The 19,228-nt window shown below is 62.8% G+C and carries 18 protein-coding genes and 1 tRNA gene; 12 read left to right on the top strand and 7 right to left on the bottom strand.

What is annotated here, in order from left to right; all coding sequences use genetic code 11:
• Nucleotides 1-263: 263 nt before the first annotated feature.
• Together AC0L24_RS24530 and AC0L24_RS24525 are read left to right on the top strand one after the other, a co-directional pair.
• The gene (locus tag AC0L24_RS24530; protein ID WP_127267279.1) at nt 264-2,045 is read left to right on the top strand and encodes a glucan ABC transporter ATP-binding protein/ permease; all 1,782 of its coding nucleotides are present in this window, start codon (nt 264-266) and stop codon (nt 2,043-2,045) included.
• A 136-nt stretch (nt 2,046-2,181) separates the two neighbouring features.
• Nucleotides 2,182-2,985: a heme ABC transporter permease gene (locus AC0L24_RS24525; RefSeq protein WP_127322087.1), complete on the top strand. Its 804-nt coding sequence runs from the start codon at nt 2,182-2,184 to the stop codon at nt 2,983-2,985.
• A gap of 115 nt (nt 2,986-3,100) precedes the next feature.
• Here AC0L24_RS24525 and AC0L24_RS24520 read toward each other — a convergent pair whose 3' ends face one another.
• Nucleotides 3,101-4,159 (bottom strand): D-TA family PLP-dependent enzyme, encoded by a 1,059-nt coding sequence (locus AC0L24_RS24520; protein ID WP_164874000.1) that lies wholly within the window; start codon nt 4,157-4,159, stop codon nt 3,101-3,103.
• A gap of 189 nt (nt 4,160-4,348) precedes the next feature.
• On the opposite strand from AC0L24_RS24520, the gene AC0L24_RS24515 reads away from it, so the two are divergent.
• Nucleotides 4,349-5,035 carry a D-lyxose/D-mannose family sugar isomerase gene (locus AC0L24_RS24515; RefSeq protein WP_127395494.1) on the top strand — a complete coding sequence of 229 codons (687 nt, stop codon included), beginning with the start codon at nt 4,349-4,351 and terminating at the stop codon, nt 5,033-5,035.
• Nucleotides 5,036-5,099: 64 nt separating this feature from the next.
• On the opposite strand, the gene AC0L24_RS24510 is transcribed toward AC0L24_RS24515, so the two are convergent.
• The gene (locus tag AC0L24_RS24510; RefSeq protein ID WP_127395491.1) at nt 5,100-6,104 is read right to left on the bottom strand and encodes a L,D-transpeptidase family protein; all 1,005 of its coding nucleotides are present in this window, start codon (nt 6,102-6,104) and stop codon (nt 5,100-5,102) included.
• A gap of 247 nt (nt 6,105-6,351) precedes the next feature.
• Here AC0L24_RS24510 and AC0L24_RS24505 point away from each other — a divergent pair, with 247 nt between their 5' ends.
• Entirely contained in the window at nt 6,352-6,558 is a 207-nt protein-coding gene (locus AC0L24_RS24505; RefSeq protein WP_164873861.1) for a hypothetical protein, read from the top strand.
• 110 nt (nt 6,559-6,668) lie between these two features.
• Here AC0L24_RS24505 and AC0L24_RS24500 read toward each other — a convergent pair whose 3' ends face one another.
• Both AC0L24_RS24500 and AC0L24_RS24495 read right to left on the bottom strand, forming a co-directional pair.
• Nucleotides 6,669-8,348, bottom strand: coding sequence for a tetratricopeptide repeat protein (locus tag AC0L24_RS24500; protein WP_127810730.1), 1,680 nt, complete (start codon nt 8,346-8,348; stop codon nt 6,669-6,671).
• 106 nt (nt 8,349-8,454) lie between these two features.
• Complete coding sequence (locus AC0L24_RS24495) at nt 8,455-9,105, bottom strand: hypothetical protein (protein ID WP_127810729.1); 651 nt, start codon at nt 9,103-9,105, stop codon at nt 8,455-8,457.
• A 735-nt stretch (nt 9,106-9,840) separates the two neighbouring features.
• Here AC0L24_RS24495 and AC0L24_RS24490 point away from each other — a divergent pair.
• A complete protein-coding gene (locus AC0L24_RS24490; protein ID WP_127810728.1) occupies nt 9,841-10,083 on the top strand; it encodes a hypothetical protein in 243 nt (80 codons plus the stop codon).
• 227 nt (nt 10,084-10,310) lie between these two features.
• Here the strand turns inward: AC0L24_RS24490 and AC0L24_RS24485 are convergent.
• Both AC0L24_RS24485 and AC0L24_RS24480 read right to left on the bottom strand, forming a co-directional pair.
• Nucleotides 10,311-10,384, bottom strand: a tRNA-Gln gene (locus AC0L24_RS24485).
• 187 nt (nt 10,385-10,571) lie between these two features.
• Nucleotides 10,572-11,504 carry a lysylphosphatidylglycerol synthase domain-containing protein gene (locus AC0L24_RS24480; protein ID WP_127810727.1) on the bottom strand — a complete coding sequence of 311 codons (933 nt, stop codon included), beginning with the start codon at nt 11,502-11,504 and terminating at the stop codon, nt 10,572-10,574.
• Nucleotides 11,505-11,880: 376 nt separating this feature from the next.
• Here AC0L24_RS24480 and AC0L24_RS24475 point away from each other — a divergent pair, with 376 nt between their 5' ends.
• Nucleotides 11,881-13,239, top strand: coding sequence for a Ppx/GppA phosphatase family protein (locus tag AC0L24_RS24475; RefSeq protein ID WP_127810726.1), 1,359 nt, complete (start codon nt 11,881-11,883; stop codon nt 13,237-13,239).
• A gap of 22 nt (nt 13,240-13,261) precedes the next feature.
• Nucleotides 13,262-14,059, top strand: coding sequence for an RlmE family RNA methyltransferase (locus tag AC0L24_RS24470; RefSeq protein WP_127810725.1), 798 nt, complete (start codon nt 13,262-13,264; stop codon nt 14,057-14,059).
• Between the two features lie 70 nt (nt 14,060-14,129).
• Here the strand turns inward: AC0L24_RS24470 and AC0L24_RS24465 are convergent, their stop codons facing one another.
• The gene (locus tag AC0L24_RS24465; protein WP_127810724.1) at nt 14,130-15,551 is read right to left on the bottom strand and encodes an MFS transporter; all 1,422 of its coding nucleotides are present in this window, start codon (nt 15,549-15,551) and stop codon (nt 14,130-14,132) included.
• Between the two features lie 287 nt (nt 15,552-15,838).
• On the opposite strand from AC0L24_RS24465, the gene AC0L24_RS24460 reads away from it, so the two are divergent.
• From AC0L24_RS24460 to AC0L24_RS24440, 5 genes are all read left to right on the top strand, one after another.
• A complete protein-coding gene (locus AC0L24_RS24460) occupies nt 15,839-16,084 on the top strand; it encodes a type II toxin-antitoxin system Phd/YefM family antitoxin (RefSeq protein ID WP_127810723.1) in 246 nt (81 codons plus the stop codon).
• Nucleotides 16,081-16,536 (top strand): PIN domain-containing protein, encoded by a 456-nt coding sequence (locus tag AC0L24_RS24455; protein ID WP_127329885.1) that lies wholly within the window; start codon nt 16,081-16,083, stop codon nt 16,534-16,536. The genes AC0L24_RS24460 and AC0L24_RS24455 overlap by 4 nt, the downstream gene beginning before the upstream one ends.
• 155 nt (nt 16,537-16,691) lie before the next feature.
• On the top strand, nt 16,692-18,194 hold the full coding sequence (gene guaB, locus AC0L24_RS24450) for an IMP dehydrogenase (RefSeq protein WP_127269487.1): 1,503 nt from the start codon (nt 16,692-16,694) through the stop codon (nt 18,192-18,194).
• Nucleotides 18,145-18,768 (top strand): hypothetical protein, encoded by a 624-nt coding sequence (locus AC0L24_RS24445; protein ID WP_127269488.1) that lies wholly within the window; start codon nt 18,145-18,147, stop codon nt 18,766-18,768. Before guaB ends, AC0L24_RS24445 begins: the two co-directional genes overlap by 50 nt.
• A 37-nt stretch (nt 18,769-18,805) precedes the next feature.
• Nucleotides 18,806-19,225, top strand: coding sequence for an MAPEG family protein (locus AC0L24_RS24440; protein ID WP_127321444.1), 420 nt, complete (start codon nt 18,806-18,808; stop codon nt 19,223-19,225).
• Nucleotides 19,226-19,228: the final 3 nt, after the last annotated feature.

The raw sequence follows: 19,228 nt of genomic DNA, 5'->3' as shown, positions 1-19,228 counted from the left end.
TGATTTCGGCCTTAGTCATCCGCCCGACATTGTTGCTGATTAAAATTGTGGCAGTACGTGCCAACTGCCATGATTTCGCCGCATGCCTGACATTTTACCTGTCTTCTCAAACCGTTAGGTGATCACGGCAGATTTCGGAACGTCGCCATCTTTTGTTCGCTCTAGGGGAACTGAAGGGGTACACGGCCATTGTTTTGCGACGTATCAACCGGTACGAATAAAATGATGCAGTGCACAATAAACAGCGTGGCGGAGTAACTGGGGTGACCCTTCTGCAAATCTACTGGCGAGCTCTCGGTTATCTGGCGGCGGACAGGAAACGCGTTGCGTTGATCTGTTCGGCCAACGTGGCTCTCGCCATCGTAGCGCTTCTCGAGCCGATCATGTTCGGTCGCGTCATCGGCGCCATCTCCGAGCGTGGTTCTGTCTTCACCACGCTGGTCATGTGGGCCGGTCTCGGAGCCTTCAACATCGTTGCCTTCGTCATGGTGGCGCGCGGCGCTGACCGCTTTGCACACGCGCGGCGCAGCGAAGTGCTTTGCGAGTCCTTCGAGCGTGTGATCACCATGCCGCTCGCCTGGCACCATCAGCACGGCACCTCCAATGCGCTGCATACGATGCTGCGCGCCGTCGAAACCCTGTTCAGCCTTTGGCTCGAATTCATGCGCCAGCATCTGTCCACGGCTGTCGCCCTCGTACTGCTGGTCCCGACCGCGATCAGCATGGACCTGCGCATGTCGCTGGTGCTGCTTGGCCTCGGGCTGCTCTATGTCGGCATCGGCCGGATGGTCATGCGCCGCACCAAGGCGGGTCAGGCCGCGGTCGAGCGCCACTACCACAAGGTGTTCGCGCATGTGACCGACTCGGTCAGCAACGTTGCGGTGCTGCAGAGCTACAATCGCCTCGGCCACGAGGCCGATACGCTGCGCCGCTACGTCAAGAACCTGCTCGACGCGCAGAACCCTGTTCTCGACTGGTGGGCGCTGGCCAATGCCTTGCACCGTCTGTCATCGGCAATCTCGATGCTGATCGTGTTGTCGATCGGCTCCTATCTCGTCACCCGTGGTCAGTTGGGTGTCGGCGACGTCATTGCCTTCACCGGTTTTGCCACGATGTTGATCGCTCGCCTCGACCAGATGTCGGCTTTCGCCAACCAGATTTCCGAGGCCCGTGCCAAGCTCGAGGATTTCTACCATCTCGAGGACTCCGCGGCTGATGCCGCCGAGCCGGACGGCCTGCGCGATCTTGCCAACGTCACCGGCCATGTCCGCTTCGAGAATGTCGGCTTCGAATTCGCCAATTCCGGCCAAGGCATCGACGACGTGTCCTTCGAGGTGCAGGCGGGCCAGACCGTCGCCATCGTGGGCCCTACGGGCGCCGGCAAGACCACGCTCATCAACCTGCTGCAGCGTGTCTTCTCGCCGTCCCATGGCCGTATCCTGATCGACGGCATCGACACCCGCACCGTGACCCGCAAGTCGGTGCGCCATTCGATTGCCACCGTGTTCCAGGATGCCGGGCTGCTCAACCGCTCGATCGAGGACAACATCCGTGTTGGCCGCGCCGATGCAAGCAATGACGAGATCCATGCCGCCGCCAATGCGGCTGCCGCACAGGACTTCATCCTGTCCAAGAGCAATGGCTACGACACGGTGGTTGGCGAACGTGGCGGTCAGCTCTCGGGCGGCGAGCGTCAGCGCATCGCCATTGCCCGCGCCGTGCTGAAGGACGCACCGATCCTGGTGCTCGACGAGGCGACCAGCGCGCTCGACGTCGAGACCGAGGACCGCGTCAAGGAAGCGATCGACGAGTTGCGCCGCGACCGCACGACCTTCATCATCGCCCACCGCCTGACCACCGTTCGCGACGCCGATCTGGTCGTGTTCATGGACAAGGGCAGGGTGGTCGAGATGGGCGGCTTCACCGAGCTGTCGCTGCGCAATGGCCGCTTCGCCAGCCTGCTGCGCGCCGGCGGCCTGCTCAACGACGAGGAGGTTCGCCGCCTCAGCCGCACCGTACAGCAACAGCAGGAAGCAGCCGCCTGAGCTTCTTTCTCCGACCTCCTCTTGTGGGAGGTCGGACCCTAGGTCCGGGTGAGAGTACAGGCACGGCCGCCCCGATTGCGTCTGCGACACCACCGCTCGATTGCCCCGAACGCCGCGGCGGTTTATGTAGAACCGCATGAGCGACACGACTTCACGCCTGACCGGCTGGATGGACCTCGCCAACCCGACGCGCTTCGTCGGGCTGGCGGACAAGGTCGTGCCATGGCTGGCCACGATCGCCACACTGATCCTCGCCGTGGGGCTCTATATGAGCTTCGCCGCGCCTGAGGATTTCCAGCAAGGAATCACCGTCCGCATCATGTACATCCACGTGCCTTTCGCCTGGCTCGCCATGATGTGCTACACGCTGATGGCGGTCTCGGCGCTCGGCACGCTCGTCTGGCGGCATCCGTTGGCCGATGTCGCGCTGAAATCAGCCGCACCCATCGGCGCCGTCTTCACCGCGCTGGCGCTGATCACCGGTTCGATCTGGGGCAAGCCGATGTGGGGCACCTGGTGGGTCTGGGATGCTCGGCTGACCTCGGTGTTCGTGCTGCTCCTGATGTATCTCGGCATCATCGCGCTGACCCGCGCGCTCGACGATGCCAGCCGCGCCGCCTGGGCCGCGGCCATCATCACGCTGGTAGGCTTCATCAACATCCCGATCATCAAGTTCTCGGTCGACTGGTGGAACACGCTGCATCAGCCGGCCTCGGTGTTCCGCATGGGCGGCTCCACCATCGACCCCAGCCTGCTATGGCCGCTGCTGGTGATGGCGCTCGGTTTCACCGTGCTGTTCTTCGCGCTGCACCTGATGGCGATGCGCACCGAAATCCGCCGCCGCCGGGTGATTGCCATGAGGCGGGTCGCGGCTCGGCAGGCCGAGCGCTCTCCCCCTTCTCCCCTTGTGGGAGAAGGTGTCGCCGAAGGCGACGGATGAGGGGTGTTCCAGGGAACGCCAACGTCTCATTCCGCTGGAACACCCCTCATCCGTCTCGGCGCTGCGCGCCGATTCACCTTCTCCCACAGGGGAAGAAGGCAAGACGCTTCTTAGTTCACCCCATCCTTCCCCGCGCGGCCACCGGCAGCGTTTCCAGCACCTTGTCGCCGTCGACCAGATTGACCTCGTTGAACAAATTGGTGACGACGCAGCAATGGTCGGGCACGACACGCACGCGCTCGCCAATGCGCAGCTTGCCTTCGCCCGAAAGCGTGACGGTGCCGTGCTCCTCGCTCAGGCCCGTCACCCGCGCTCCCGACACGCCGAGCAACTCGCCGAAATCGGCGAGACCCAGCGTGTCGCTGGACAGCGCCTTGCTCCCGGCATCGAGGATAGCGCGCGTCGCTGTGGGATGGCTGACCACCGTCGACAGCACCGTCAGCGCACAGTCGTCGAGGCCGCCGACGCCTTTGGCGACTTGATAGCGGTCGAGATAGATGTAGGTGCCTGGACGATACTCGGTGACAACGGATGTATCGCTGGAGCGCCACATATCCGGCGTGCCGCCGCTGGAGATGCGGTCGCAGGCGAGGCCCGACGCGGCCAGCGCCTGCTTGGCCCCGGCGAGCCAGGCTTCGGCCTCCGCCGCCCGCCCGGCGGCCGGGTAGGTCATCAGTCCTCCGAAGGTGAGGCCACCGGCTCTGTCGATCTGCCTTGCCAGCGCAACTGCTTCATCAGCCGTCTGCACGCCGCAGCGGCCCATGCCGGTGTCGCATTCGACCAGCACCGGCAGTCGATGGCCGGCATCGGTGAAGGTGGTTGCCAGCCCTTCGAGCGTCTCCATGCTGTCCGCTGTCACCGACAGGGTGACGCGCCCGTGCAGCGCCAGAAGCCGTTCCAGCTTGGCGCGCCCAAGGATGTTGTAGGGAAGAAAAATATCGGTCAGCCCGGCATCGGCCATCACCTCGGCCTCGCCGATCTTCTGGCAGGTGATGCCGACGGCGCCGGCCGCTATCTGCTTCTTCGCCCAGTAGGGCAATTTGTGCGTCTTGATATGCGGCCGGAGCTTCAGCCCGTTCTTGTCGGCATGCGCCTGGGCGCGGGCAATGTTGGCTTCCGCGCGCGCGGCGTCGATCAGGATGGATGGCGTATCGAGATCTTGGACGGTCGGCATCATCTTTCACCCCATGAGGAACCGCGGGTTTTATGGCCCTGAAAATCCGTGATGTCACGCGGCCAGGCAAGCGGATCTGTGGTCCATACGCCCTGCGCAACGCCGGACTGGACGGCGAGATGGATCGACACAGCATCGACGTTCGGCTATGCGATTTGCCAGACAAATCGATACGAAGGGATCATGATCATGAAGCGCTCCGCCATCAACGACATTATCCGCGAAGCCGACGCTTTCATCCGCTCGTTCGGCTACATCATGCCGCCCTTCGCCTATTGGTCGCCGCAGGAGGCGAAGGCACGCCAAGCCGATTCCGCGGCCGTGTTTACCTCGCGACTCGGCTGGGACATCACCGATTACGGCCAGGAGAAGTTCAAGGAGCTCGGGCTGTTCCTGTTCACCGTTCGCAACGGCCGCTACGAGGACATGAAGAAGGGCATGGGCATGCTCTATGCCGAGAAGATCATGATCTCGCGCAAGGACCAGCTGTCGCCGATGCACCGCCACAACATCAAGGCCGAGGACATCATCAACCGTGGCGGCGGCAAGCTGGTGCTGGAACTGTTCATGCATGACCGCGACGGCGGCATCGATCCCAAGGCCGAGGTTTCGGTGCCGGTCGACGGAACCATCCACAGGCTGCCTGCGGGCGGGCTCCTGAAGCTCGACCCGGGCCAGAGCGTCACGCTGCTTCCCGGCGTCTGGCATGCCTTCTGGGCCGAGGGCAAGGACGTGCTGATCGGCGAGGTCTCGACCGTCAATGACGATCTCACCGACAATGTGTTTCGCGAACCGATCGGCCGTTTTTCCAACATCGACGAAGACGTTGCCCCGGTCCATCTGCTGGTGTCCGACTACGAGAAGTGGCTGGGGTAGGGGCGCCGCCCTACGCCTTCGGTGACGCCAGTCACACGGTCGAAAGTTAGCCCGTGGCGCCTGCCTACTGCGATCCTTGTTCGACCGATCCTGCCGCTTCTTCTTTGAAGACGACCTTTGTGCCTCTTTGCACTTCGGAGGCGAGGTCTTCGGCATCCCAGTTGGTCAGCCTGATGCAACCATGCGAGAAGGTCTTTCCGATCTTGCCTGGGTCCGGAGTCCCGTGAATGCCATAACTATCGATGGACAAATCGATCCAGACCGATCCCACCGGATTGTTTGGCCCGGCAGCGATCGTGAAGGGGCGCTTCGTCTTCACCCCCTTGAAGGCAAACTCGGGATCGTAGTGATAGGTTGGGTGGCGCACCACGCGTTTGACCTCTGCCTCGCCACTCGGCGCGGGCTTCTCCTGGCTCCCGATCGAGGCGGGGTACGTCGCAAGCACTTTGCCGGAAGGGTCGAGCACGCGAACCTGGCGAGCGCTCTTGTCGACCTCGACGTTCCCAATGTCTTGCGGCGGATCACCTCGGGCGACAGCTGGCACCAGCAGCTTTTGCCCCGCTCTCCTGAAGCCGATGCCGGGATTGAGGCGTTCAAGCAGTTCCTCGCTGCTGTGGAAGCGCTCCGCCATCTTTTCCAGGGCATTGTGGTAGGCCAGCCTGGGCAGGCGGGCCATCCTCTCCATGCGCGTCGGAATTCGCCTGGTGAACGGTCCCTGCACATCCTTGCGCGTCAACTCGTAGGTCTCAAGCGCGGGCCGCGAGGAGCTCGCGACCAGCTTGTCCCATGTCTCGCGGGTAAGCTTGCCGTCGGCAGGCAATCCGTTGGCCGCTTGAAACGCACTGACTGCCCGGCTGAAGTTCTCTGCTTGGCGGCCATCGATCAGGCCTGGCGAGAAGCGTGCACGATCCAGGAGGATTTGCGCCTTCAGAACGGTCGCACTGACGCCTTTCGCTTCGCTGCCGTCAAATTGGGCGTTGTTGACGGTGACCGCGTCCAGTTTTGCCGCCGCCGTTGCATCCCATGCCATGACGAGCATGGCGGCAGCGGCAAGAACGAGCCTGATCATGGAGGTCACACTCCTGTATGAGCACCTGCTTCTATGACGTCGCACGGCCGATCTGGTTCCATTCCCCTGGCTGCGTCCGACTGCCGAGTGCCGATGCGCCGCAGCGAACCCGGACCAGGGAGCACCCGGCGGTGGCGCGGGTGCATTGTTGATAAGGGTCCGCCATCATCCAGATGGATGGCGACTCTCGCCAGCGCATGTGTTGGCTTCAAGTCGAAGCGCAGCTCGGTGACCGAGGAGAGCCAGCATGCAATTTCCTGCCCAGAAGGACAGAAGACCGGCAGCCGAGGATGAGCGCCAGGCCCGGCTTGAGAAAACAGCCAGGCTCAAGCAGCTTCGGTCCTATGCTTCCTGGCTTTTGTCCGACCCAAACGCCCAACTTCACGATGAGATAGACTGCTCGGTGCTGATCGAGGAAGGCGTGATACGAGACAAAGCGTGGAGCCTGGGCTGATCGGCAGGTGACACGACCGGGCGGCGAGGGTTCCACCGCCAACGATGATCGGTCGACAATTTGTTTGGCGAGCCGATCGGCCGCAACAGTGGCGGCAGGCTGACTTCGCGTCAGTGACAGCAGCCTTGCTGCGCGCCCGTCCTGCACAGGCAGGACGAGGTGATCGGCACATCCGCCCTGGCCAGCGCCGCGGCAAGGCTTGTCTGCAATATCGGCAATTCATCAGTCTCGCCGCGCCGATTCATGCATTCCACCAGCCCGTGCAGTGCCCAGACATTGTTCGGGTGCTGGGCGCAGCGCTGCACCTTGCCGCTCAGGCCGAGATCGTCGCGATAGACCTGTTCAGCTTCTGCAGAGTGGCCCTGGTCGAGAAGCAGCGCCGCCAGCGCATGGCGCGGCGGGTGCATCCAGGCCCACGGTTCGGTGTAGGACAAATTGTCGTCAAGCTCGACCGCCTGCCGCAAATGGCCATAGGCCTCGTCATGCCGGCCCTGATGGTACGCCAGCTCGCCGTCGAGCAGGGCGACACCGACAGCCAGCGAAGCCTGCGCCGGGTTGCTGAGGAAGCGCCGCTCGGGCGCAATGCCTTTCAGATGCCGATGGAACGCTTCGCGCTCGCGCTCGGCTTCAGGAAATTGCCTGAGCGTCGCATGCGCCACACCCTTGGCGTAGTGCTGCATGGCCGCCGTCAGCACATAGAGGCCCGGCTCCGCGGTTTCAGGCTCGTCGATGATCTCCTGCCAGCGGCCGAAGCGCACTTGCACATGCGATTTCATCGCATGGTAGCCTTCGACCGTCTGCGTGAGCTTGGGCCGGCCCTGGATGGCGACCACGTCGCGCGCGACCAGGCTGCGCACTCGATCGGCGGCCCACAGTGCAGGCTGGTATTGGCCCGACAACATGCAGGTGAACATCATCAGATGCAGATCGTGGCAGCAGCCGAGCAAATAGTAGGTCGGCTCGTCGGCATAGGCGAGATAGAGGTCGTTGGCGCGTACCGCCTTTTCGCTGGCACGTTTTGCTTTCTCATACTCGCCGCACAGCACATAGATGTGCCCCGGCATGTGGTTCATGTGCCCGGCATCGGGGCACATTTCGCCCAGCAAATCCGCCGACCGGATGCCGCGCTCCGGCATGGTGGACATTTCCAGGAGATGGATGTGCAGGTGGACGATCGCCGGATGTTGTGCTGCGCCGGCCGCACCGGCAAGCCGGATCGACCGCTCGCAGACGTCGAGCGCTTCGACGACATCGGAATTCGGCGCCGGCGCGCCGGTCTTGAGGTTCCACAGCCGCCGCACCGTGCGCATCATCAGCGCTTCGACCAGCAGTGCCATCACATCATGGTCGTCGGGAAAGTCCCGATACACAAGCCGCATCGCGGCGGCATAGGCATCATCCCACCGTTCGAAGTCCTCCGGGCTCACCCGGTGCGGCTTCTGAAAGCGGGCGGCCAGCGCCTCGATCAGCCGCTTCTCGATCTCACTGGCGGAAGCCGCATTGGCCCGCGCCAGCTGGACATGCTCGAAGCAGCGCCTTGTCGCGCTGTCGGCCTCGGCCTCGCCATGTTCCTTCCAGGTCAGATTGTAGAAAGGTCCGGCGGCATAGGCGATGCCCCAATGCACCATCGGACATTCAGGATCTGTTTCGAGCGCCTTCTCAAAACACTTGATGCCTTCCTCATGGTTGAAGCCGTAGCACCAGTTGAGGCCAACGTCGAACCAACGCTGGGTTTCTGTGGAGCGAGTGGAGATGGGGCGGCGGTAGGTGCCGAGGTCGAAGCGGTCCATGGGGTCTCACTCAAATCTTGTGGGGTGCGACCCCTGTCGCAGAGTCCTCACTATCGATGTGTGCCGAAATCCGTAGGCGTGGCAACGAGTGCCATTGCGGCTTTGCTTAGATATTTCCGCCACCTCCGGTTGGTCGTTTGGCCGGCGTTTCGTCTTGCCAGCCGGCCAGCTCTGGCAGGTCGTCCAGCCAACTTTTTTCTGTCATCGAGGCATCGCCGGCCTGCGGGTCAGCCTCGGTGGCGTTTTGAATGATCCAGTCCATCCACTTGCGATAGGCAGCCGGGTCCAACTGGGGCGGCAGCACCTTGGCCTTGGCCAACATGCGTTTGCGGAAACTAACCTGCCTGCGGAGTTTGGTCGTCGTGAATTTGATTGCCTTGCCCTGGTATTCGACCGTCCAGCGCCCGTCGCCGTGGCTGGCGAGCCTGTCGATGGCGAAGCCGACGTCCACCGGCCTATCCCGCCACGGAAGCTCGATGGCATTCTTCCTCAAATCGAGTGCCCATCGCCTGTAGTCGGTCCCGGCACGCTGGGGCGGCAGCACGCCAGCCTGTTCGAGTATCTTCCTGCGGAAGGTCGGCTGCTTCTTAAGCTGGCCTGTCGTCAGCTCGATGCGATGCCCACGGATTTCGACATGCCAGCGGATCTTCCCATTGCCGAAATACTTGACCAGCCTGTCGATGACGAACGCGTCGTCGGAGAGCGTCACGCAGCCTTGGCTCATGCGTTCGAGAATGTACTGGCTATCAGTGAGCATGACGCGGCCTTGTGGAGGAGCCTTCATGAAGCTTCACTAAGGCGGACGCAACGACCAGGCAATCTCGCCTTCCATGATTCCGTCGCATAGACACCGATGACGCGCCGTATCGCTAGCGCGCTCGTCCTGACCAGCGGCTTAGGAGCAGCGGCCCGGCGTCGGGGGGTATCGAGGGGGACTGGCGCCGAGCCTGACCGGCTTGGAGGGGGCAGTGCCGGCTGTCCGAATTATAAGCCTTTTTATGCGTCTACGCTAATTTAATTAAAGGACCATATTCCGCTGGGGCCAAGTTTACGGTCATTTTGCCGCCCGTCCCATTTCAGCACAGGGTTGCTGGCATTGCTCTTGCACCGGACCTGTTACTGGGTGAACCCCGGTCCTGATCGCGTACCCGATTAGGTAGTAGGCTCGCCGGGCTCCGAGGGCGTTGGGGTCTTCGCCCGGCGAGTTTGCCAACTTCCTATCCTTTTGGCGGCTTTTTAGCATCAGCTTGACAACTTGATCGCTCCAAAGCACCTTCGGCGAGTGGAAGATGCGAGGAGCATTTATGAAAAAGAACTATGAAAAGCCTGTCCTGGCGAAGCGAGGAATCCTTTCCTCAGTCACGGCGCAAGTCGTCGAGTCGGGTCCTGTTACGTCGGACTGAGCCGATCTCGACATGACGGGAAGCTCGCCGGCCCGGTTCGGTGTGCTGTAGGAATTGTCCTCGGGTGGCGACTCTCAAAAGGTGTCGCAATGACTAGGTCAAAACCCTCAAAGCAATTATCACAAGCTGAAATTGATCGCTTTCTAATGGCAGCGGAAGCGCTGCACCTAAGCATCATTAAGCCATTCATATCGCCGTATTACGACCACTACAGGCAGACCGGTGTCCCGCATGAGGTGTTGTTGAAGACCTTGCGGCACGTCACCCGTAAGAAAGCCGAGTTCATCCGGTGGAACACTGCTGGGCCGGTTAGGCCGCAGACGGCGGGATAACGCGTTCAGCCATCGTTGCGCTTCAAAACGAAGACCTAAAGCCTCGGCGGAGTCGGTGATATATCCGATGATACATAGGTGAGCTTTGAAGATCACGGGCTGCGTGGGTGAACAGCAGCACGATAAACAGAACGACCACTGCAGATGAAAACCCGGTCAAGAAAGCCATGCAGCCGAACGTGGCCGGCGTCGGGAGGTTCCGCACTGGTAGATACTTGAGAAATGTCTGGCTGGGGAACCTGGATTCGAACCAGGACTAACGGAGTCAGAGTCCGTGGGTCTACCGTTAACCTATTCCCCAGCAGGCGCGGTAATGAACCGCGCGGGCCGAGCGGCTGAGCCGCTTGAGCGCTGCCTTGTAGCCGCCAGCGGAAAATAGTCAAGCCTGCTCTGCGGTTCAAATTGGGCAATCGCACAAGTTTGCGCTGCCCCTCATCCGCCTGCCGGCACCTCCTCCCGCGAACGGGGAGAAGTCCGCTGGACGCGTCTCAACCCTCCGTCCGACTGAACTGCGAGCGTTCGAAGAACAGCACCACCCCCAGGCCCAGAATCAACGGGATGATCAGGTAGAACAGCCGGAACACCAGCAGCGCCGCCAGCACGCCGACCGGATCCATGTCCGACAGGCCGGCGAGAAACACCACCTCGAACACGCCGAGCCCGCCCGGCGCATGTGAGATCTGCGCGATCGAGAAGGAGACTAGGAAGACGCCCAGTATGACGAAGTAGCCGGGATTTTGGGCTGCGGGCAGGGCGAAGAAGATGATCGCGGCGGCGGCCAGCAGCTCGATCGGGCCGATCAGCAATTGCCGCGCGACGATTGGCAGCGCCGGATAGTGGAGCTGAAAACTGGCGATCTTCAGCGGGCGCAGATGCAGCCAGCTGCCGAAGACATAGGCGGCGACGAGCAGCAGCATCGCGATGCCGGCCGCTTCCGACAGGCCATGATGGGCGATGCCGGAAAACCGGTCGAGTATCTCAGGCTCGAACACCAGAACCAGGCCCGAGGCCAAAATCGTCGACAGCACGAAGGTGATCCAGCAGACCGCCACCAGCACGCCGACATCCTGTCCGGTCAGGCCCCTGGTACCATAGGCGCGATAGCGGATGACGGCGCCCGAAAACACCGAACCGCCAATGTTGTGCGACAGCGCATAGGTGGTGAAGGAGCACAGCGTGACGAACAGCCACGACACGCGCTTGCCGATATGCAGGAGCGCGATGTGGTCGTAGCCGGCAAGCGAGGCATAGGCGATGATCGAACTCAGCGCGGCAAGAACCCAGCCCCGGGTCGGAATGGCCGTGATACCGTCCCAGACGTCGTCGAGCGAAACGCCGCGCAATTCGTGCCAGAGCAGCAGCAGCGAGAAGATCACGGCGGCGATGCCGACAACCGGCCAGAAATAGCGTCTCCAGTTCATTGCCTGACTGCCATGCGTTGCGGGTCCGCTTCCTTTTCGTGGCTGGTGGGAGGCCGGCCTTGCCGGATTCTTCCGCTCATTTCAGAAATGCCTCATCGAAGCCGGCTATTCAACCGCGAACCCTTGTCGCAGCGTCGGCCGGCTAGATTTGCCGCAGTGAGCGGCCGAAAGAGATGCCGGCAGGCGTAGCGCCGGCAACTGCGGCGTGCGGGTTCATTACGCGGCCGCGCTGGAACGGCGGTCAGCGGCCTGCCGGCAAAATTCGGCATGCGGCTCTTGGTGATCGGGCGCGGCGCTGTTAGTCTGGCGGCAACTTAAAACACTGAAGCGCCTGCTGCGTCCATCATAGGTTCGCGCGGCGCCGGAAGGAACGACAGTGGAAGACCACGACACCGGCGCGGGCGCGCCGGAGGTGGGCGTGTCCAGCGCTTCCCAGCGGTCGGCTGGCCCGGGGAACGCAAGCTGGCAGCAACGCCGCCCGACGGAGCTCCGCTCCGCAGACGGGCAGGCGGGCGACGCACCCCACAAAGGCAAGCCCAAGAAGCGGCGCAAGCGAAGGCGCGGGCGCAAGGTTTTTGCGCGCGACGAAGTGCGTCCCGCGGAGAATCGATCGCCGGCGCCAGCCAAAACCGGTGCCCCGGCGGCGGAGGCCCACAGACCGTCGGAATCGGTGGCCTCGCCCGCCGCTGTAGTGCCACGGCCGGAACAGAGCGCCCGTCGGCCGCCGGTCCAGGAGCTTCCGGTGTTTGCGGCGCTTGACCTCGGCACCAACAATTGCCGGCTGTTGGTCGCCGTGCCGACGCGGCATGGCCAGTTCCGCGTCATCGACGCCTTTTCGCGCATCGTCCGGCTGGGCGAGGGGCTCACCGCCAATGGCCGGCTCGGCCAGCCGGCGATGGACCGCGCGGTCGAGGCGCTGAAAATCTGCGGCGACAAATTGCGCAACCGCAAGATCAGAAAAGCCCGGCTGATCGCCACCGAGGCCTGCCGCACGGCCGAAAACGGCGTCGAGTTCATCGACCGCGTCGAACGCGAGGCCGGCCTGAAGCTTGAGATCATCGACCGCCAGACCGAGGCTCGGCTGGCGGTGTCCGGCTGCGGCTCGCTGGTCGAGCGCGACACCCAAGGCGTCGTCCTGTTCGATATTGGCGGCGGTTCGTCGGAAATCGCGCTCATCGATCTCGCCGGCCGCCGTTCGCCAAGGTTGGCCAATCACATCGTGTCGTGGACGTCGCTGCCGGTCGGCGTCGTCTCGCTGGCCGAGCGCTTTGGCGGCCGCACGGTGACGCGCGAGATCTTCGCCGCCATGGTCGACGACGTTGCCGGCCGGCTGGCCAGCTTCGACGGTCGCGATCGGCTGAGCCATCTCAAGGCCAGCCCGAATTTCCATCTGCTGGGCACGTCCGGAACCGTGACGACGCTGGCCGGTGTCCACCTCGAGCTCGAGCGCTACGATCGCCGCCGTGTCGATGGGCTGTGGATGGACCGCGACAGCGTCGATCGCATGGTCGAAAGACTGGTTGGCTGGGATTTCCAGCAGCGCTGCGCCAACCCTTGCATCGGTGCAGATCGCGCCGATCTGGTGCTGGCCGGCTGTGCTATCCTCGAGGCGATCCGCGCCGTGTGGCCGTCCGAGCGGCTGCGAGTCGCCGATCGTGGCCTGCGCGAAGGTATTTTGAGCGAACTGATGGCCGATGATGGCGTCTGGCGCAACGATGGGCGTGGCAGAGCGTGAGCCCGAACCGAAGAAATAAGCAATGACCAAGAAACCGGAAAAACCAGGATCAGCCAGCATTCGTGTGCTGAAGACGCGGATCAAGAAGAAGAGCGGGCTGAAGGAATCGTCGCGCCGCTGGCTGCAGCGCCACATCAACGATCCCTATGTCCAGCGCTCCAAGGCTGACGGCTATCGCTCGCGCGCGGCCTACAAGCTGATCGAGATCGACGACAAGCATCATCTCCTGAAACCCGGCATGAAGGTGATCGATCTCGGCGCCGCCCCCGGCGGCTGGTGCCAGGTCGCCGCCGCGCGGACGAAATCGACGGCCGACAAGCCGCATGTCATCGGCATCGACTATCTGGAAATGGACGCCGTGCCAGGCGCCCCGGTGCTGCTGATGGATTTCCTCGATCCGCTGGCACCGCAAAAGCTGGCCGAGGCGCTGGGCGGCGATCCCGATATCGTGTTGTCCGACATGGCGGCGCCAACCACCGGGCACAAGCGGACCGACCACATCCGCACCATGCATCTGTGCGAGGTGGCGGCCGATTTTGCGCTGTCGGTGCTAAAGCCGGGCGGGCATTTCCTCGCCAAGACTTTCCAGGGCGGCGCCGAAAACGAGTTGCTCTCCATGCTCAAGAAGAACTTCCGTTCCGTCCATCACGTCAAGCCGCCGGCGTCGCGGGATGAATCGGTCGAGCTCTATTTGCTGGCCAAAGATTTTAAAGGGCGAGAGGCCGGTCCGTCGTCAGGCGGATCGGAACGTCCAGTGGACGTTCCGAAGGCCTCGAGCGCCCGGAGCCATAGCGAAGGGCCGGGGGACGCCGACGACTGACAGGGCACCGCCGGTCCGCCGTCGGGCGAATCGGGCCGTCGAGAAGGCGAGGCCGAAGCGTAGGCTGCCATCAGTTGCCGGGTGGGCTCACCGTTTCCAGCGTCTTGGGTGTTGTCAGCCGGCCGTGACCGGAAATGGCGTTGCCGGCGTCGGGTGCCAGCCGGACGAAGGATAGCGATGCCGCCGCCGAGACCGCTGCAACGATGAAGAAGGCAATGTGGAAGTCATCCAGCGACAGCGGGCCGCCATGGATTGACGTCGATACTTCCAGGATTCCGCCGGCCAGCGCCACGCCGAGCGCGATCGACAACTGCTGGAACACGGCTGTAATCGGCGTCGCCTTGCTGGTGTCTTCAGCCGAAACCTCGGCATAGGCGAGCGCATTGACGCCAGTGAAGAACATCGAGCGGATGAAGCCGCCGACGAGCAGCATGGCCAGCATCAAGAGATAAGGTGTGTCGGGTGTGAACAGGCCGTTGATGGCGATCGAGGCGGCGGCGACCAGCGAACCGACAACCAGAACGCGGCGGAAGCCGGCGACGCGGAAGATCAGCGCGGTGACGAATTTCATGCCGATGGCGCCGATTGCAGAGACGAAGGTGATCATGCCGGACTGGAATGGCGTCAGCCCAAAGCCGATCTGGAACATCAGCGGCAGGAGGAACGGCACCGCGCCGATGCCGATGCGAAACAGCGACCCGCCGAGCACCGAAGAACGGAACACCTGGTTGCGGAACAGTTCGAGCGCCAGAAGCGGGTTTTTGGCGCGCCGCGCGTGCAGCAGATAGAGCGCCCCCGACACGAGGCCGACCGTTACGGTGGTGACACCGACGATTGGCGGCAGATAGGGCAAGCTGACCACCGACAGGCCAAACACCACCCCGGATGCCGCCAGCCCGCTCAGCACGAAGCCGATGAAATCAAGTGGCGGGGTCTGCGCGGGTTCGGTCTCCGGCAGGAAACGCGTCGCCAACCAGATGCCGACCACGCCGATCGGCACATTGATCAGGAAGATCCAGTGCCAGGTGAAATAGGTGGTGATGAAGCCACCGACCGGCGGTCCGACCAGCGGCCCGACCAGCGCCGGAACGGTCAGCCAGGACATCGCCGCGACGAGTTCGCTTTTCGGTGTCGCGCGCACCAGCACCAGACGCCCAACCGGCGTCATCATGGCGCCGCCGATGCCTTGCAGGAAGCGCGACACCACGAAAGCCGGCAGCGAGCCGGAGAGGGCGCAAGCGATCGACCCGACGATGAAGACCGCGATCGCGGCGCGAAAGATATTCTTGGCGCCGAAACGGTCTGCCATCCAGCCGCTGATCGGAATGAAGATCGCCAGCGACACGAGATAGGCAGTCAACGCCAGCTTGAGCGCGATCGGACTGGTGTGGATGTCGACGGCGATCGCCGGCAGCGATGTCGCAATGACGGTCGAATCCATGTTTTCCATGAAAAGGGCGACCGCCAGGATGAGCGGGATGGTGCGGTTCACAAAAAGCGTCCGACTTGATTCTTTTACGGTTGACCGGGAGGCAAGCCAACATGCAGGGCGGTTATCATGGGCTGGCTCTGATGTCGCATTAATTTGCTGTCACTTTTGTGCGACTGCGGGGAGACAGGCAGTTCGCTTGGCCTGCCGCCGTGCCTAAATCAGAACTGCCGGGACGGCCAAGGTCTTCTCGTTCCGTCTCCAGGCGCTGGCCAAGCAGCAAAGAATAGCTTGCGAATGGAGATGCGCCACGCTATTGTAGTGTATATAACTACTATATGGACTTTGTCATGGAAGAAGCCGTTTCGGCAGCCGATGCCAACCGTAGATTTTCTCTCATCCTGCGCGGTGTTCGCGAAGGACAAAGCTACGTCGTGACCAGTCATGGGCGACCCGTCGCGCGGATCGTGCCCGCCGATCGACAGCAGGGTGTGGCTTCCCGCTCGCGATTAGCGTTGTTGTCGCGCCTCGAACGCCAGCCTGTTTTGGATGTCGGACGTTGGACCCGTGACGAGCTCTACGGGGACGAGCGATGAAGGTCGCGCTCGACACCAATGTCCTTGCCTACGCGGAAGGGGTCAACGGTGCCGAGAAGCGCGATATCGTTCTCGAACTGCTGCGCAACCTGCCGCAAGAGGCTGCTGTTATTCCTGTCCAGGTCCTTGGTGAGCTGTACAATGTTCTTGTCCGCAAGGCCGGAAGACCGCCTGTGGAAGCTCGGGATGCCCTTCTGAGCTGGCGCGACGCGTTTCCAGTTGCCGCGACAGTGCAAGACGTAATGATGATGGCGGCTGATCTGGCTACGGACCACCACTTCAGCATTTGGGACGCGGTCATTCTGTCCACCGCTTCCCAAACCGGTTGTCGGATGCTCCTTTCGGAAGACCTGCAAGATGGCTTCACATGGGGTGGGGTAACTGTCGTCAGCCCTTTCGCATCGCCGCGTCACGCACTGCTCAATGCTCTCTTGGGGGAGTCTTCTGGATAGAACGCGAAACACCGAGACGATCGGCTTTTCATTGGCGCTTGGACGTGGTACCAGCCAGCGCCAATCCTGAAAGGGAAGAAACGAGTCGGCGCTGTCCATTCCGGTCAGCGCTTTTTTGTATTCCCCCACCGCGTTTTATATTCAAGGGACTGGCCATGGCAAAAATCATCGAAACGTCCACTGGCGCATTGGCGCTGACCTTTGACGACGTGCTGCTGCAGCCCGGCCATTCCGAGGTCATGCCCGGCGAGACCGATGTCCGCACCCGCATCGCCGGCGACATCGACCTCAACGTGCCGATCCTCTCGGCGGCGATGGACACCGTCACCGAGGCCAGGCTCGCCATCGCCATGGCCCAAGCCGGCGGCATTGGCGTCATCCACCGCAATTTCTCGCCGGCCGAACAGGCCGAGCAGGTGCGGCAGGTCAAGAAATTCGAATCCGGCATGGTGGTCAATCCTGTCACCATCGGCCCCGACGCGACGCTCGCCGACGCGCTGGGCCTGATGCGCAGCTATTCGATCTCGGGCATTCCGGTGGTCGAGAATGGTGGCACTGGCGGCCACAAAGTCGGGCGGCTGATCGGCATCCTGACCAATCGCGACGTGCGCTTTGCCTCCGATCCAGCGCAGAAGGTCCATGAGCTGATGACCCGTGACAACCTGATCACGGTCAAGGAGAACGTCGACCAGGACGAGGCCAAGCGGCTTCTGCATCAGCACCGCATCGAAAAGCTGGTTGTCGTCGACAGGCAGGGCAACTGCGTCGGATTGATCACCGTCAAGGACATCGAGAAGTCGCAGCTCAACCCGCACGCCAGCAAGGACGCACAGGGCCGCTTGCGCGCCGCCGCGGCCACCAGCGTCGGCGATGACGGCTATGAACGCGCCGAACGTCTCATCGATGCCGGCGTCGACCTTCTGGTGATCGACACCGCGCATGGCCACTCGCAACGCGTGCTCGACGCGGTGACGCGCGCCAAGAAACTCTCCAACTCAGTTCGCATCCTGGCCGGCAACGTCGCCACCGCCGCGGGCACGCAGGCGCTGATCGACGCCGGTGCCGACGCCGTCAAGGTCGGCATCGGTCCGGGCTCCATCTGCACCACCCGCATCGTCGCCGGCGTCGGCGTGCCGCAGCTCTCGGCGATCATGTCGGCGGTCGAGACGGCGCACAAATCCGGCGTCTCGGTTATCGCCGATGGCGGCATCAAATATTCCGGCGATCTCGCCAAGGCGCTCGCCGCCGGCGCAAGTGCCGCCATGATCGGCTCGCTGCTGGCTGGGACCGACGAAAGCCCCGGCGAGGTCTATCTGCACCAGGGCCGCTCCTTCAAGGCGTATCGCGGCATGGGCTCGGTCGGCGCGATGGCCCGCGGCTCCGCCGATCGCTACTTCCAGGCCGAGGTGCGCGACACGCTGAAACTGGTTCCGGAAGGCATCGAAGGGCAGGTTCCCTACAAGGGACCTGTGTCTGGCGTGCTGCACCAGCTTGCGGGCGGCTTGAAAGCCGCTATGGGTTATGTTGGTGGCCGCGACCTTGCCGATTTCCGCGAGCGCGCCACTTTTGTGCGCATATCCAATGCCGGACTTCGTGAAAGCCACGCCCATGACGTCACGATTACCCGCGAAAGCCCGAACTATCCCGGTGGAGCCTGACCAGTACGGGCTCGGGCGGAACCTGACGGCAACGATCCTGCGGCTGTCTCGCCACGCAGGCGCGCTCTGTTTCCTGTCGGCGGTGGTTTTCATCGCCATGACGGCTCTGGAATTCTTCTATTTCCGCCAGTTGAGCGGCGGCTTGCCGTCGCTCGACATGCGCATTTTAGGGTTTACGCCGGACGAAGGCATGGCCTGGCTGACGGCGCTCGGCCGGCGCGGCGGCGAGATCATTCTCGTCTGGCACTATCTGACCTTCGATCTGTTGTTCCCGGCGCTGCTGTCGGTCACGCTGGTCAGCCTCATCCTGGCCACCGGCCGGCGATTGAAGGCTTTCCGCGTGCTGCCAGCGCAGCTGCAGTCGATTTTCGCGTTGGTCCTGGTGCTTCCCTACACGCTTGCACATTACGTTCAGAACTTTGCGGTGGCGCGGCTTCTGTCCGATTTCCTGTCGGCCAACCCGGACTCGCTGTCTTTCGCCTCGGCGCTCACCGTCACCAAATTCGCGCTTTTCGCCATACCGGTGATCGTCATCGCGGCCTTCTGGCTGGCGGGCCAGAAACGCCAGGCCTGATGCCGCACGCGAAGCCCAACCGGGCAGGGGGCACTTGATGAACCAGACCACGATCTTCTGGCCCGTTCTCGCGCATGTGCTGCTGATCTACATCGTCTACTGCGTCCTGGGTCGTCGCAGATACGGCGCAATAAGGTCAGGCGAGGCGAAGGCCGGTCAGTTCAAGGTGCGTTCGGCCGAACCGGCCTCCAGCGTCACCGTTGCCGCCAATCTCACCAACCAGTTCGAACTGCCGGTGCTGTTTTACGTGCTGTGCCTGACGCTGCACCTGACCAACGGCGTCAACTATCTGACCTTGTCGCTGATGTGGGTTTTCGTCGCGTCCCGCTATTTCCATGCCTGGATTCACCTGACCAGCAACAATCTGCTGCTGCGCAGCCGGTCATTCTTCGTCAGTGCGGTGATTCTCCTGCTGGGATGGATCTGGTTCGCGCTGCACCTGCTCGGCGCGGTCTGAGCA

Source organism: Mesorhizobium sp. WSM4809 (genome assembly GCF_055811655.1).
This window is presented reverse-complemented; position numbering and strand designations above follow the sequence as displayed.

What these genes read in the sequence shown, in the direction of transcription:
- AC0L24_RS24505 (WP_164873861.1), top strand. Translation starts at nt 6,352, where the DNA reads ATGCAATTTCCTGCCCAGAAGGACAGAAGACCGGCAGCCGAGGATGAG.
- guaB (WP_127269487.1), top strand. Translation starts at nt 16,692, where the DNA reads ATGGCAAAAATCATCGAAACGTCCACTGGCGCATTGGCGCTGACCTTT.
- AC0L24_RS24490 (WP_127810728.1), top strand. Translation starts at nt 9,841, where the DNA reads ATGACTAGGTCAAAACCCTCAAAGCAATTATCACAAGCTGAAATTGAT.
- AC0L24_RS24445 (WP_127269488.1), top strand. Translation starts at nt 18,145, where the DNA reads ATGACGTCACGATTACCCGCGAAAGCCCGAACTATCCCGGTGGAGCCT.
- AC0L24_RS24525 (WP_127322087.1), top strand. Translation starts at nt 2,182, where the DNA reads ATGAGCGACACGACTTCACGCCTGACCGGCTGGATGGACCTCGCCAAC.
- AC0L24_RS24480 (WP_127810727.1), bottom strand. Translation starts at nt 11,504, where the DNA reads ATGAACTGGAGACGCTATTTCTGGCCGGTTGTCGGCATCGCCGCCGTG.
- AC0L24_RS24470 (WP_127810725.1), top strand. Translation starts at nt 13,262, where the DNA reads ATGACCAAGAAACCGGAAAAACCAGGATCAGCCAGCATTCGTGTGCTG.
- AC0L24_RS24460 (WP_127810723.1), top strand. Translation starts at nt 15,839, where the DNA reads ATGGAAGAAGCCGTTTCGGCAGCCGATGCCAACCGTAGATTTTCTCTC.
- AC0L24_RS24495 (WP_127810729.1), bottom strand. Translation starts at nt 9,105, where the DNA reads ATGCTCACTGATAGCCAGTACATTCTCGAACGCATGAGCCAAGGCTGC.
- AC0L24_RS24515 (WP_127395494.1), top strand. Translation starts at nt 4,349, where the DNA reads ATGAAGCGCTCCGCCATCAACGACATTATCCGCGAAGCCGACGCTTTC.
- AC0L24_RS24440 (WP_127321444.1), top strand. Translation starts at nt 18,806, where the DNA reads ATGAACCAGACCACGATCTTCTGGCCCGTTCTCGCGCATGTGCTGCTG.
- AC0L24_RS24455 (WP_127329885.1), top strand. Translation starts at nt 16,081, where the DNA reads ATGAAGGTCGCGCTCGACACCAATGTCCTTGCCTACGCGGAAGGGGTC.
- AC0L24_RS24500 (WP_127810730.1), bottom strand. Translation starts at nt 8,348, where the DNA reads ATGGACCGCTTCGACCTCGGCACCTACCGCCGCCCCATCTCCACTCGC.
- AC0L24_RS24510 (WP_127395491.1), bottom strand. Translation starts at nt 6,104, where the DNA reads ATGATCAGGCTCGTTCTTGCCGCTGCCGCCATGCTCGTCATGGCATGG.
- AC0L24_RS24520 (WP_164874000.1), bottom strand. Translation starts at nt 4,159, where the DNA reads ATGCCGACCGTCCAAGATCTCGATACGCCATCCATCCTGATCGACGCC.